Consider the following 13256-nt stretch of genomic DNA (forward strand, 5'->3'; position numbering starts at 1 on the left):
ACGAAACGACGCAAAACAGCGCCCGCGAATATGCCGGATGAGACAGAAAGGCGGGACGGAACCATGGCGAAAGCAACGGCAAGCGTGACAGGAGGCGGGTCGGCCCCGAACGAACGTCAGACGGATCTGGGCAAACTGCGGCTGCTCCTGGCGCTGGACGCACTGCTGCGCGAAAACAGCGTCAGCCGTGCCGCTTCAAGTGTCGGTCTGCAGCCCTCGGCGATGAGCCGTTTGCTCGGTCAATTGCGTGAGGACTATGCCGATCCTTTGTTCCTGCGCACCGGTCATGGCCTGCGGCCGACCCCGCTTGCCGAGTCTCTGCGGCTGCGCGTGCGCGCTCTTGCCGCAGAGACCGAAGCTCTGCTTGACGCCCAGCCCGGTAACGCCGCATCCGCCCCGGTACAGACGAGCCATGCCGGATGGGTAGGGCGGACCCTGACCGATGCGCCTCCACTGGCCGTCCGTCCGAGCCGTCTGCTTGAGGGTGAGCCAGCGCCTGAACAATTCGCGGCAAAGCTCGCCGAAATTGGCGATGACGCCACCCCTGAGCAGCGCCTTGCCCGCTGCATAGCGACCGTCGGCACCGGCGCCGGCCGCAGCCGGCCGCTAAGTGAAAGTGAAGCTGAAGATGCGCTGGCGATCATCCTTGCCGGCGAGGCGGACCCGGTACAGATCGGCGCGCTGATGACGGTACTGCACTATCGCGGGCCGACAGCGGTCGAAGTGGCCGGCTTCGTGCGCGCCATGCGTCGCCATACCGGCGCGATCGCTCCGGGTAGCGGCGTCGCCGATCTCGACTGGCCCTGCTACCTTTCGCCGAAACTGAAGACCGCACCCTGGTTTCTGCATGCGGCACGCCTTGTCGCCGATGCCGGTCATCGCGTCGTGCTGCACGGAAACTATGGTGAGGACAACGAGGAACGGCACAAGCTCGAGATCGCCGCTTCCGCAGCCGGAATCCCGATCTGCGCATCGATCGCGGCGACAAAGCCAGCGCTTGCATCGACAGGTATCGCTTATCTGCCGCTGTCTGCCTTTGCGCCGCAAACCTATCGCTTGCTCGGGCTCTATCGGTTGATGGAGATGCGCATGCCGCTCAACGCCGCTATTCACCTCATCAATCCGATGGGTGGACGCGCAAGCCTGCTTGGCGTCGCCAATCCCTCGAGCCGCACGCTCAGCCGCGACATAGCCATGCTGCTCGGCACGAGAGAGCTGACGATCCTCGGCAACACCCGCGACCACGCCGAGTTCACGCCCTATCGCCAGACGCCGCTATTCCGCCTTGTCGGCGGAGAAGTCTGTGACCTCATCATTCCGGCGAAGATCGCGCCACCGGCCGAACCGCGCACGGGCCTCAGCAGTCGCGAATACTGGCAGGCGGTCTGGACGGGTGCTGCCCGCGACGAACGCGCCGAAACAATCATCATCACGACGACGGCTGCCGCCCTCATCAGTCTGCGCAATCACGATGATTTCAATGCAGCCTGTGAAACAGCAAGCACGCTCTGGAACAACCGATCACGCCGGACGGCGTGATCGGAGATTGGCGCTACTCAGGCGGCCAGACCCTTTTTCGCCAGCATCGCATCCGGGCTCGGCAGCTTGCCGCGGAAGGCCTTGTAGGCATCTTCCGGATCGATCGAGCCGCCGACCGAATAGATGTTGTCCTTGAGGCGAGCGGCCATGGCCGGATCGAAGGCGTTGCCGGTTTCCTCGAAGGCCGCGAAGGCGTCAGCGTCGAGCACTTCCGACCACATGTAGGAATAGTAGCCTGCCGAGTAGCCGTCGCCCGAGAAGACGTGCAGGAAATGCGGACTGCGATGGCGCATGACGATGGATTTCGGCATGCCGATCTCATCGAGCTTCTTGGCTTCGAGCGCCATCGGTTCCGCCGTCACTTCAGCCGTGTGATAGGCCATGTCGACCAGCGCCGACGAGGTGAACTCGACCGTTGCAAAGCCCGAGTTGAAGGTCCGCGCCGCCAGCACCTTGTCGAGCAGCGCCTGCGGCATCGGCTCGCCGGTCTGGTAGTGCACCGCGTAACGCTTGAGGATCTCCGGCACCGTCAGCCAGTGTTCGTAAAGCTGCGACGGCAGCTCGACGAAGTCGCGCGAGACACCCGTGCCGGAAACCGAAGGATAGGTGACGTTGGATAGCATGCCATGCAATGCGTGTCCGAACTCGTGGAAGAGCGTGCGGGCATCATCGAGCGACAACAGCGCCGGCTTGCCTTCGGCGGGTTTGGCGAAATTGCAGACGTTGTAGATGATCGGCAACTCGCCTTCCGCACCGTTCTTCAGCTTGAGCCTGTGCTGCGATTGGAACGAACTCATCCACGCGCCGGAACGCTTCGACGACCGGGCGAAATAGTCGCCGAGAAACAGTGCCACCAGCTTGCCGGATGCGTCCTTGATCTCGAAGACACGCACGTCGGGATGGTAGGCGGCAATGCCCTTCTTCTCCGTGGCTGTAATGCCGAACAGGCGTGTGGCAACGTCGAAGCAGGCCTCGATGATCTTTTCCAGCTGCAGATAGGGCTTGAGTTCGCCTTCGGAGAAATTGAACTTCTCGGCCCGGAGCTTCTCGGCGTAGTGGCGCCAGTCCCACGGCATGACGTCGTGATTGCGCCCTTCGTCGGCAACGAGCCGGGCGAGCTCAGCCTCTTCCGCGCGAGCGCGGGCAACGGCCTTTTCCCAGACCTGCATCAAGAGGCCGTTCACGGCGGCGGGTGTCTTCGCCATGGTGTCGTCGAGCTTCAGCGATGCGAAGTTTTCATAACCGAGCAGCTTCGCCTTTTCGGCCCGCAGCGCCAGCATCTCGGCGATCAGCCCGCGATTGTCGGTGTCGCCGCCGTTTTCACCGCGCGCGATCCAGGCGCGGAAGGCTTGCTCACGAAGCTCGCGATTGTCGGAGAAGGTCAGGAACGGCTCGATGATCGAGCGCGACAAGGTGACCGCGTATTTCCCCTTCTGTCCGCGATCTTCGGCGACCGCCGCCATGGCGTCGCGCAGGAAGTCCGGCACGCCGGCGAGCTGATCTTCGCTCTCCAGGAACAGGACCCAATTCTTCTCGTCGGCCAGCACGTTCTGGCCGAACTTGGCGCCGATACCGGCGAGTTTCTCGTTGATCGCTGCCAGCCGCTCCTGTTCGGGCTTCGCGAGCTTGGCGCCGGATTTGACGAAACCCTTCCAGTGGCGCTCGAGCACGCGCGTCGCTTCGAGATCGAGCCCCAGGGACTGACGCCCTTCCCACAGCGTATCGATGCGCTTGAACAGCGCTGCATTCATGCCGATCTTCGAATAGTGCCGCGACATCTTCGGGGCGATGTCGCGTTCCAGCGCCTGGATCGTCTCGTTAGTGTCGGCGCCGGCCTTGTTCCAGAAGATCGAGGACACGCGCGAAAGTCCGTCACCGGCGATTTCAAGCGCAACGATCGTATTCTCGAAGGTGGGCGCCGCAGGGTTTCCTGCAATCGCGTCGATCTCCGCCTCATGTTCCCTGAAAGCGGCTTCGAAAGTCGAGGCGAAATCCTCGTCCTTGACCAGATCGAAGCGCGGCAGGCCCTCATGGCCGGTCCATGACGTGAGCGCGGGATTGAGCGGGGTGCTGGTGGTCATCAGAAATCCTTTCGCATGCGATCCGGCTTATGACCGGGGAGGGGGCCGCCGACCCATGACATCAGGAAGCGGCGAAAATGAAGGTGGTTGTCGGCGGGATTACCGTCAAGGTTTACGCAGACCGAGAAGGCCAGGGGCGGCGTGCCAGATGGCCTGGAGGGCGAAGCCCATGAAAAGAAGACCGGAGAGCCTGACGATCGCCAGCTCGTGCCGGCGATAGAAGCGCCGCACCACCGAAGCGCCGATGATGACGATGAGGATCAGGTCGGCGACGAGAAAGCCGATCAGCGAAACGCCAAGCAGCGCCGGAAGCGCATCGAAATCGAGCGCGTTGGCGGAACCGGCAAGCAGCGCCGTAAAGGTGGCGAGCGCGACCGGATAGCCTTTGGGATTGGTGAGCCCGAAGATCAGCCCACGCCGCAAGGGGCGCTCGACCGTCAGCAACGCCCGGTTCTCGCCGGCGGGCCGTGCCCGCAGCGCCGTCCAGCCGATCCAGCCGAGATAGACACCGCAGAAGAGGCCGAGAATATCAAAGATCGTGCTACCGACCGAACGCGCGCCGACAATCGCGACCAGCGCCAGCGTCGACCAGAGAATGTCACCGGCAAGATGTCCGCCCATGAACAAGGCGCCCGCCTTGCGCCCCTGGCCGGCGCCGATACCGAGCAGGGCCAGGAAGGCGGGGCCCGGAATGAGCGTGTAGGAGAGGGCGGCGAGAAAGGCTCCGATCAGCAGCGTCTCGGACATGGCATATTCCTGATTGTATCGTCGGCATTCGATCCCGCAGCACCGATTCCGTCAAGAGAAAAGCAAGGCTTTCGATGCCGGCCGTGGCACTGGCGGAATGGGGCGGTGGCGCGCCCCATTCCTTGCATCCTCCTTGCGCTGCCGACCGCTAAGCGGTCACCGTCCGCGACCGCGGCCGACAAAGGTCAGGGCATCGATGGTCGCCTGCAGCATCGCCGTTACGGCGCGGATGAATTTCCGCATGATTGCGCTCCTCTCCCGGTGGGTGAGCCTGCCCTCGGACACGCTCGCACCGGCAGCATTCCATCTGCCCGCGCAACCGCCTGTTTCTCCGGGAACGCACGGCCACGACGGGCGCACAAATCTTTCGTCGGAATGATTTCCCTCGACACGAAGTTGCGCTAAGAACGCGCCCGGCAGCGCCCGTGCGCCTGTTCAGACGCATCAGGGCCGCTGCAGAAGTTCAAAGGGCTGCATGTTTCCTTAAATCGACTGCGATTTCAGGAAACATGCAGCCGGTTTTCCCCGCGAGAAGGACTATCCATGACTGTGCGCAACCTCTTCCTTCTGCCCGGCGACGGCATCGGCCCGGAAGCCATGGCGGAAGTCCGCAAAATCATCGCCTATATGAATGCCGAGCTTTCTGCCGGCTTCGTGACGGACGAGGGCCTGGTCGGCGGTTCGGCCTATGACGCCCACGGCCAGGCGATCTCGGAAGAGGACATGAAGAAGGCGCTGGCCGCCGATGCGGTGCTGTTCGGCGCCGTCGGTGGTCCGAAGTGGGATGCGGTGCCTTATGAGGTTCGCCCGGAAGCCGGTCTGCTGCGTCTGCGCAAGGATCTCGAACTCTTCGCCAACCTGCGCCCGGCGATCTGCTACCCGGCGCTGGCCGCCGCTTCCTCGCTGAAGCCCGAGCTGGTCGAGGGCCTCGACATCCTGATCGTGCGCGAACTGACCGGTGGCGTCTATTTCGGTGAACCGAAGGAGATCATCGATCTCGGCAACGGCCAGAAGCGCGGCATCGACACCCAGGTCTATGACACCTACGAGATCGAGCGCATCGCCGGCGTCGCCTTCGAACTGGCCCGCACCCGGAACAACCGCGTCTGCTCGATGGAGAAGCGCAACGTCATGAAGTCGGGCGTGCTCTGGAACCAGGTGGTGACCGAGACGCACAAGGCGAAATATGCCGACGTCCAGCTCGAGCACATGCTGGCCGACGCCGGTGGCATGCAGCTGGTGCGCCAGCCCAAGCAGTTCGACGTCATCGTCACCGACAACCTGTTCGGCGACATGCTGTCGGACGTGGCCGCGATGCTCACCGGTTCGCTCGGCATGCTGCCCTCGGCCTCGCTCGGTGCACCGGACGGTGTCAGCGGCAAGCGCAAGGCGCTCTATGAGCCGGTGCATGGCTCGGCCCCGGACATTGCCGGCAAGGGCATTGCCAACCCGATCGCCATGATCGCCTCCTTCGCCATGTGCCTGCGTTATTCCTTCAACCTCACAAAGGAAGCCGACAATCTGGAAAAGGCGATCGCCAACGTGCTCGACCAGGGCATCCGCACCGGCGACATCATGGCCGAAGGGGCCAGGAGGGTCGGCACGAGCGAAATGGGCGACGCCATCCTCGCCGAGTTCGAGGCGCTGTCTGCTTAAACCAAAGCTGGCACCCGAAGGCGTCGACCCGCACCTGCCGAAAGCCACGAGAAACAAACACCTCCGGAGCGCATCCGGAGGTGTTTCGCGTTTATCGCCTTGAATTTGCCAAAAGAACCGACACATCGGGAGATGTGCAGCACTCAACAAACAGGGCGGCAGGACGGAGCGTCATGAAACGACCACTTGCGGCCACCGGATGGATTTTGCTGACGACGACCATCCTTCTGTTCGCCCTCGTTCCGCTCGACCCCTTCCTGTCGCAAAAGGCGCAGGGCTTGCCGGCAGGCATTGTCGACTTCAACGAAAAGATCACCGACTTCGGCCGCTTCGGCTGGATGATCTACCTCTCTGCCATCGTCCTGGCCGCCGCTTTCGTCCTGCGCCGCGCCGCCACCCAAGGGCCCTTTCAGCGCAAGGCGAGCACCGCCCGCGATCTTGCGGCCTATTTCCTGCTGACGATCGGCAGCGCCAGCGCACTGGTCCATACGCTGAAGTTTCTCATTGGGCGGGCCCGGCCCGAGCTCTTCGCCGAACTCGGCGCCTATAGCCTGACGCCGTTTGCCACCACCGATCTCTACGAGAGCTTTCCCTCCGGTCATTCGACGGCAGCCGGCGCCTTCTTCGGCGTCTTTGCCATGCTGTTGCCGAACCTCCGGCCGCTCTTTCTGGTCCTCGCGCTGACCATCGGCGTTTCCCGCGTCGTCGTTGGCGCGCATTATCCGAGCGACGTCGCGGCGGGACTGCTGCTTGGCCTTTGGACGTCAGTGATGATGGCGTTTCTCTTTGCCAGGTTCGGTCGGCTGTTCCGCCTGGGTGAGGGCGGATGGCCGCTTGTGGGGCGCAGCGACCCGAGCCCATAAAAAAGCCGGCGCGGAGGCCGCGCCGGAGTCAGGAGAGCCGTGATAGCTCGGGGAAGATCTGGAGCAGTCCCGGCATTTCCGCCGGAACTGCAGCATTTCAGCCTAGTCCATCGCGTGGATGTCGCGGTCCTTCGTTTCCGGCAGGAACAGCAGGCCGATGACCAGCGTGATCCCTGCGAAGACGATCGGGTACCAGAGACCGTAGTAGATGTCGCCCTGGGCCGCGCTCATGGCGAAGGCCGTTGCCGGAAGCAGCCCGCCGAACCAGCCGTTGCCGATGTGGTAGGGCAGCGACATGCCGGTGTAGCGGATGCGGGTCGGGAAGAGTTCGACCAGCAGCGCGGCGATCGGGCCGTAGACCATCGTCACGTAGATGACGAGCACGGTGAGCACCGCAATGATCGTCGTCCAGTTGACGCCGGCCGGGTCAGCGACCATCGCGTAGGTGCCACCGCCGGCAATCGTGTAGACGGCCATTTCGGTGGCAGCGCCGACTTCATCCTTGGTCAGCAGCTTGTCGGCAACCAGCTTGTCGGCCGGAACCATGGTCTTTTCGCCACCGCGAACGGCGGCCGCATCGAGCGACAGTTCCGGATTGGCGGCAACAAAGCCGTCAAGCTTGGATTCCGGAACCTTGGCGGCACCACGAACCAGCGGATAGCCGGCATTGTGGAGGGCCATGTTGACTTGCTTTTCGAAGGCGCCGTTGGCAGCCTTGGCACCATCGCCTGCAGCGACCGCGTCGTAGCTGTTGATCGTGGTTTCGCCGACCTTGACCGTCGCCGCCGTACCGGCCGCAGCCGTCGTCACGACATCATAGGGTACCGAGTTCTTGGTGAGGAATGCGGTTGCGATATCGCACGAGGTGGTGAACTTCGCCGTGCCGGTCGGGTTGAACTGGAATTTGCAATCGCCGGGGGCCGCGGTCACCGTCGCGCGGACGCTTGCCTGGGCTTGAGCCAGTGCCGGGTTACCGGCCCAGGTCAGCGCCTTGAACAGCGGGAAGTAGGTAAGCATGGCAAGCAACAGACCCGCCATGATGATCGGCTTGCGGCCGATCTTGTCGGAGAGCCAGCCGAAAAGCACGAAGAAGCCCGTACCGATCAACAGCGAAACGGCAACCATGATGTTGGCCGACTGGCCGTCCACCTTGAGCACGCCGGTCAGGAAGAACAGCGCATAGAACTGTCCGGAATACCAGACGACGGCCTGGCCGACGACAGCGCCGAAGAGCGCCAGCAGCGCGATCTTGGCGTTCTTCCACTGGCCGAAGGCTTCCCTCAGCGGCGCCTTGGAGGTTTTGCCCTCTTCCTTCATCTTCTTGAAGGCCGGCGATTCGTTCATCTTCAGACGAATCCAGACCGAGATGCCGAGCAGCACGCACGACAGCAGGAACGGGATGCGCCAGCCCCAGGCGGCAAAGGCTTCCTTGCCGAGGGCGAACTGCACGAGCAGGATCACCACCAGCGACAGGAACAGGCCGAGCGTCGCCGTGGTCTGAATCCAGGAGGTAAAGTAACCACGGCGCCCATTTGGCGCGTGCTCGGCCACGTAGGTCGCGGCACCGCCATATTCCCCGCCGAGCGCCAGGCCCTGCAGCATGCGCAAGACGATGAGCAGGATCGGTGCAGCGATGCCGATCGAGGCGGCGCCGGGCAGGATGCCGACCAGGAAGGTCGACAGACCCATGATCAGGATCGTTACGAGGAAGGTGTACTTGCGGCCGACGAGGTCACCCAGGCGACCGAAGACCAGCGCGCCGAACGGACGAACCAGGAAGCCCGCAGCAAAGGCCAGAAGCGCGAAGATGTTGCGCGTCGTTTCCGGGTAGGAACTGAAGAAGGTCGCGCCGATATAGACGGCGAGCGAACCGTAGAGATAGAAGTCGTACCATTCGAACACGGTACCAAGCGACGAGGCGAAGATGACCTTCTTCTCCTCGCCGGTCATCGGACGCGTTTTTGCGTCGTCCGCTGTTGCGACATTTGCCATTTTGTTTATCCTCCACTCCAAAACAGCTTGTTGGAGCGCCCATTGGCTGGTCCGGCATTCCTCCCTAGAACGTCCGGACGTGGTGCGCCTGGTGAAGAGGATGTCAGAAAACCACCGGCGCAGGCAGAGATGCTTTCGGCTTATGACTTTCGTCTAATGCGGCGATCAACCGCGGCGGCGCCCGGGAAGGCGTTGCCGTACCACGGTGTCTTGACTCTTCCTCAAAACCGCGTAAGAGCAGCGACGAACGAGGAAATCACCACCATGCGACCGATCGGTCCAGCCATCGCTGCTTTGATCCTGCCGGCTCTTGCCGCGGGGCAGGATGTCGATTTTTCGTTCGCTTGCAAAACAACGGCCAAAACGACGACGAAAACCGTCTGACGTCTCTGGCCCTCCGCTCTCTCCCCGGTTTGGCCGGGGACAGGAACCCTCGCGGCAGATCGCGCGGTTTCCCCCTCACCCGACGAGGAGAGACAGAAAAGAGAGCTTAGATCATGGGTTTCAAGATTGCAGTTGCAGGCGCCACCGGCAATGTCGGCCGGGAGATGCTGAACATCCTTTCCGAACGCGGCTTTCCCGCGGATGAAGTGGTCGCGCTTGCTTCCGCCCGCTCCCAGGGCACGGAAGTCTCCTTCGGCGACAAGACCCTCAAGGTCAAGAACCTAGAAAACTACGATTTCTCCGACACCGATATCTGCCTGATGTCGGCTGGTGGCGCAGTTTCGCTCAAGTATTCGCCGAAGATCGGCCAGCAGGGCTGCGTCGTCATCGACAACTCTTCGGCCTGGCGTTACGACGCCGAAGTGCCGCTGATCGTGCCGGAAGTGAACCCGGACGCGATCACGCAGTTCACCAAGAAGAACATCATCGCCAACCCGAATTGCTCGACCGCCCAGCTGGTCGTCGCGCTGAAGCCGCTGCACGATCATGCCAAGATCAAGCGCGTCGTCGTCTCGACTTACCAGTCGGTTTCCGGCGCCGGCAAGGACGGCATGGACGAGCTCTTCAATCAGACCCGCGCGGTCTTCGTTGCCGATCCGATCGAATCGAAGAAGTTCACCAAGCGCATCGCCTTCAACGTCATCCCGCACATCGACGTGTTCATGGAAGACGGCTACACCAAGGAAGAGTGGAAGGTTCTGGCCGAAACCAAGAAGATGCTCGATCCGAAGATCAAGGTGACCTGCACCGCCGTGCGCGTTCCTGTTTTCATCGGCCACTCGGAATCGGTCAACATCGAGTTCGAAAACGAGATCACGGCCGACCAGGCGCGCGACATCCTGCGCGAGGCGCCGGGTTGCCTTGTCGTCGACAAGCACGAGAACGGCGGCTACGTCACGCCTTACGAAAGTGCCGGCGAAGACGCGACCTACATCTCGCGTATCCGTGAAGACGCGACCGTTGAAAACGGCCTCAACATCTGGGTCGTTTCCGACAACCTGCGCAAGGGTGCTGCACTGAACGCGATCCAGATCGCCGAGCTCCTGGTCAACCGTGGCCTCATCAAGCCGCGCAAGCAGGCAGCCTGAAAGAAACGGCAGAGCAGTTCATCCCGCCGAGCCCATTCGGGCTTGGCGGGTTTCCTGTTTCACGATCGCGGGTAATATCGCCCGGCTTCACGTGAAACCACGAAAAAGTTACCGCCGCTTCCGGCAGGTGACACGGCCGGCGAAGGCTGGCATTTTTGAAAGCGATGAGATTCGGGCTATGACGGGGTATTTCATGCACAGGGCAAAGTGCGTAGCGGTAGGGCTTGTTGCCCTGGTTTCGACTGCAGTTTTTCCGGCGGTGGCATCCGCCGCCCAATGCGGCAATGACGGCAGCGGCTTTTCCGCCTGGGTACAGAACTTCAAGCAGGAGGCCTCCGGTAACGGCATCAGCCCCCAAGTGCTCGATCGCGCCCTGTCCAGCGTCACCTACAACAAGGCGACGATCCGCGCCGACCGCGGCCAGAAGAGCTTCAAACTGTCGCTCGACCAGTTCATGCAGAAGCGCGGCGGGCAGGTAATCATTTCGCGTGGCAAGAAGATGAAGCAGCAGAATGCTGCGCTCTTCACCAGCATCGAACGCCGTTTCGGCGTGCCGGCCGGCCCACTGATCGCCATCTGGGGCATGGAAACCGGTTTTGGCGGCTTCATGGGCAAGGAGCATACGCTCTCGGCGGTATCGACGCTCGCCTATGACTGCCGTCGTTCGGACTACTTCACCGACCAGCTCTATGCCGCCCTGCAGCTCGTGCAGCGCGGTGACCTGAGCCCGGATGCGCGCGGTGCTGCCCATGGCGAGATCGGCCAGACGCAGTTCCTGCCGGCCAACGTGCTGAAATTCGGCGTCGATGGCGACGGCAACGGCCATATCGACATGGTTCGCTCCAAGGCAGATGCGCTGGCCTCGACCGCCAACTTCCTGCGCGGCCACGGCTGGCAGCCCGGCGCCGGCTATCAGCCCGGCCAGGCGAATTTCGTTGCTATCCAGGGCTGGAACGCGGCAACCGTCTACCAGCAGGCGATTGCCATCATCGGCGCCGAGATCGACGGTCTCTGAGCGCCCCCAATTAGTGCATCCCTTGTGATGCGCTATGCTTTTCGAAAGAATGCAAAGCCCGGCTCTCAGGAACCGGGCTTTTTGCTGACTACATGCCCGGGCGCGAGAAGTCGCCGGTCGTGGGATCCATGACCCAGAGCTCGCCGGTCGAGATGTCGAACCAGGCGCCATGCAGATGCAGCTTGCCCTTGGCTTCCAGAATCTGGACGCAGGGGAAGGTACGCAGGTTGGCAAGGGAGTTGCGGATCGAAACCCGCTCCAGGGCGCGCTGCCGCTCCCCCTGGGTCATGACGTCGTTGCTCTGGATCTGCTCGGCGGCCGGCTTCAGGAGGTTCATCCAGCGACCGATGAAGTCACCCGGCGACAACGGCTCCGCATCCGGATCGAGCGCCGCCTTGATGCCACCGCAGCGGCCATGGCCCATCACGACGATATCGCTGACGCGCAGGGACTGCACGGCGAACTCGAGCGCCGCCGAAGTCGAATGGTAGTGACCGTCGGGCTCGTAGGGTGGCATGAGATTGGCGACGTTGCGCACGACGAAAAGTTCGCCCGGTCCGCTGTCGAAGATAGTTTCCGGCGCGGCGCGCGAATCGCAACAGGCGACGACCATCGTCCTCGGTTTCTGGCCGGTTTCCGCCAGCGCCTTGTAGCGCTTCTGCTGTTCGCTGAAACGGCCGTTCATGAAGTTGTGGTAGCCGTTCAGAAGGTGATCCGGAAAACGCTGCTGCTGCTTGTCCATCGGTTGCTCCGCTGCTGCTTCAGGCTGGGTGCCGGCTTTCGCCTGCGTCCAGCTCCGAGTCATGAAAGTCATCATGATCTAAAGTTCATCGACGATGTCTTCCAGGCATCGTCGATGAACAGCTTCTTCTATTTTCGCCGTATCTGATTTGGATGCACCAGCCGGCGCATCTGCACCATCGCCATCGGCGTCGAAAGGCTGGACGCATCCTGCTCGATCGTCAGTTCATCCGCGCCGCGCTTGACACTACGGGCGATGATTTCAAATACGCTCGCGGTCGCCATTTGCAATGCGCGCTCCTCCGACAATCCTTCGAGAAGTCGCGCCAGGAAGACGGCGGTCAGCAAGTCTCCAGTACCGTTCGGCGGGTTCTCAACGAGCCGATGTTCGGCGAGCAGCGCGTGATTGCCCGAAAGGAAGAGATTGCCGGTACCGCCGCTCATCATCGGCACCGCCGATGTCACCAGCACGCGGGCCGGGCCGAGGCCAAGCGCGGCATCGAGGATCGCCGTATTCGTTTCCAGCGTCGCGCCGGCGAGCCAGGCAAGCTCGAAGCGGTTCGGCGTCGCCAGATTGGCAAGCGGCAGCAACTGGTCGCGAATGGCCGTCGCCGTCGCCTCCGGAACATAGAGCCCGCCGGCGTCGCCAATGACAGGGTCGCAGGCATAGATCAGCTTGGGATTGCGCTCCTTCAGCGCCGTCACCAGCCGGGAGACGCCTTCAGCCTGCCCGGACGAGCCGAGATAGCCCGAAAGCACGGCGCGCACCTCGCCAACCCAGGGCGCCGCAATGAGATCGTCGATCACCGACTGGAAGTCGGTGTCCGAGATGGTGACGCGGGTCGAGCGTCCGTGCCCAGGATGCCAGGGGAGAATGACTGTCGGCAAGGCCCAGACCGGGTGTCCCAGCGTCTCCAACGCGAACACCGCAGCCCGGTTGCCGACCTTGCCACGCACGACATGGCTCGAGATGACGATGACGGCGCCGGGCAGGGAGGGCATTTCGGGCATCGATGAGTCCAATCCTTCGGTCTAGAAACTCTGATCACCCGACTGTCACTGCCCTGTCAACAGGCGATGGCAGATAGGT

General features: G+C 62.6%; 11 protein-coding genes. 6 read left to right on the forward strand and 5 right to left on the reverse strand.

All coding sequences use genetic code 11. The features are described from left to right. The first annotated feature begins 63 nt into the window (after nt 1-63). Entirely contained in the window at nt 64-1539 is a 1476-nt protein-coding gene (locus LAC81_RS18220; protein WP_223725921.1) for a glycosyl transferase family protein, read from the forward strand. A 17-nt stretch (nt 1540-1556) separates the two neighbouring features. On the opposite strand, the gene LAC81_RS18225 is transcribed toward LAC81_RS18220, so the two are convergent. Together LAC81_RS18225 and LAC81_RS18230 are read right to left on the reverse strand one after the other, a co-directional pair. Next, the gene (locus LAC81_RS18225; RefSeq protein ID WP_223725922.1) at nt 1557-3620 is read right to left on the reverse strand and encodes a M3 family metallopeptidase; all 2064 of its coding nucleotides are present in this window, start codon (nt 3618-3620) and stop codon (nt 1557-1559) included. Between the two features lie 105 nt (nt 3621-3725). After that, entirely contained in the window at nt 3726-4367 is a 642-nt protein-coding gene (locus tag LAC81_RS18230) for a LysE family translocator (RefSeq protein WP_223725923.1), read from the reverse strand. A gap of 543 nt (nt 4368-4910) precedes the next feature. Here LAC81_RS18230 and leuB point away from each other — a divergent pair. Together leuB and LAC81_RS18240 are read left to right on the forward strand one after the other, a co-directional pair. Beyond that, the gene (gene leuB, locus LAC81_RS18235) at nt 4911-6023 is read left to right on the forward strand and encodes a 3-isopropylmalate dehydrogenase (protein WP_223725924.1); all 1113 of its coding nucleotides are present in this window, start codon (nt 4911-4913) and stop codon (nt 6021-6023) included. A gap of 173 nt (nt 6024-6196) precedes the next feature. Continuing rightward, on the forward strand, nt 6197-6886 hold the full coding sequence (locus tag LAC81_RS18240; RefSeq protein WP_223725925.1) for a phosphatase PAP2 family protein: 690 nt from the start codon (nt 6197-6199) through the stop codon (nt 6884-6886). A 102-nt stretch (nt 6887-6988) separates the two neighbouring features. Here the strand turns inward: LAC81_RS18240 and LAC81_RS18245 are convergent, their stop codons facing one another. Then, nucleotides 6989-8878, reverse strand: a complete 1890-nt coding sequence (locus LAC81_RS18245) for an MFS transporter (RefSeq protein WP_223725926.1) — start codon at nt 8876-8878, stop codon at nt 6989-6991. A gap of 42 nt (nt 8879-8920) precedes the next feature. Between LAC81_RS18245 and LAC81_RS18250 the strand changes: the two genes are divergently transcribed. From LAC81_RS18250 to LAC81_RS18260, 3 genes are all read left to right on the forward strand, one after another. Next, nucleotides 8921-9262: a hypothetical protein gene (locus LAC81_RS18250; protein WP_223725927.1), complete on the forward strand. Its 342-nt coding sequence runs from the start codon at nt 8921-8923 to the stop codon at nt 9260-9262. 113 nt (nt 9263-9375) lie between these two features. Further along, the gene (locus LAC81_RS18255; protein WP_113541269.1) at nt 9376-10410 is read left to right on the forward strand and encodes an aspartate-semialdehyde dehydrogenase; all 1035 of its coding nucleotides are present in this window, start codon (nt 9376-9378) and stop codon (nt 10408-10410) included. A gap of 193 nt (nt 10411-10603) precedes the next feature. Continuing rightward, a complete protein-coding gene (locus tag LAC81_RS18260; RefSeq protein ID WP_223725928.1) occupies nt 10604-11425 on the forward strand; it encodes a lytic murein transglycosylase in 822 nt (273 codons plus the stop codon). 88 nt (nt 11426-11513) lie between these two features. Here the strand turns inward: LAC81_RS18260 and LAC81_RS18265 are convergent, their stop codons facing one another. Next, nucleotides 11514-12167 (reverse strand): carbonic anhydrase, encoded by a 654-nt coding sequence (locus LAC81_RS18265; protein ID WP_113541270.1) that lies wholly within the window; start codon nt 12165-12167, stop codon nt 11514-11516. A gap of 128 nt (nt 12168-12295) precedes the next feature. Further along, on the reverse strand, nt 12296-13177 hold the full coding sequence (gene pdxY, locus LAC81_RS18270; protein WP_223725929.1) for a pyridoxal kinase PdxY: 882 nt from the start codon (nt 13175-13177) through the stop codon (nt 12296-12298). Between the last annotated feature and the right edge of the window lie 79 nt (nt 13178-13256).

The sequence above is a fragment of the Ensifer adhaerens genome, assembly GCF_020035535.1.
Classification (GTDB): Bacteria; Pseudomonadota; Alphaproteobacteria; order Rhizobiales; family Rhizobiaceae; genus Ensifer.

Excerpts from the sequence above, each read along its gene's own strand:
- LAC81_RS18220 (WP_223725921.1), top strand. The coding sequence starts at position 64 with ATGGCGAAAGCAACGGCAAGCGTGACAGGAGGCGGGTCGGCCCCGAAC.
- LAC81_RS18225 (WP_223725922.1), bottom strand. The coding sequence starts at position 3,620 with ATGACCACCAGCACCCCGCTCAATCCCGCGCTCACGTCATGGACCGGC.
- LAC81_RS18230 (WP_223725923.1), bottom strand. The coding sequence starts at position 4,367 with ATGTCCGAGACGCTGCTGATCGGAGCCTTTCTCGCCGCCCTCTCCTAC.
- leuB (WP_223725924.1), top strand. The coding sequence starts at position 4,911 with ATGACTGTGCGCAACCTCTTCCTTCTGCCCGGCGACGGCATCGGCCCG.
- LAC81_RS18240 (WP_223725925.1), top strand. The coding sequence starts at position 6,197 with ATGAAACGACCACTTGCGGCCACCGGATGGATTTTGCTGACGACGACC.
- LAC81_RS18245 (WP_223725926.1), bottom strand. The coding sequence starts at position 8,878 with ATGGCAAATGTCGCAACAGCGGACGACGCAAAAACGCGTCCGATGACC.
- LAC81_RS18255 (WP_113541269.1), top strand. The coding sequence starts at position 9,376 with ATGGGTTTCAAGATTGCAGTTGCAGGCGCCACCGGCAATGTCGGCCGG.
- LAC81_RS18260 (WP_223725928.1), top strand. The coding sequence starts at position 10,604 with ATGCACAGGGCAAAGTGCGTAGCGGTAGGGCTTGTTGCCCTGGTTTCG.
- LAC81_RS18265 (WP_113541270.1), bottom strand. The coding sequence starts at position 12,167 with ATGGACAAGCAGCAGCAGCGTTTTCCGGATCACCTTCTGAACGGCTAC.
- pdxY (WP_223725929.1), bottom strand. The coding sequence starts at position 13,177 with ATGCCCGAAATGCCCTCCCTGCCCGGCGCCGTCATCGTCATCTCGAGC.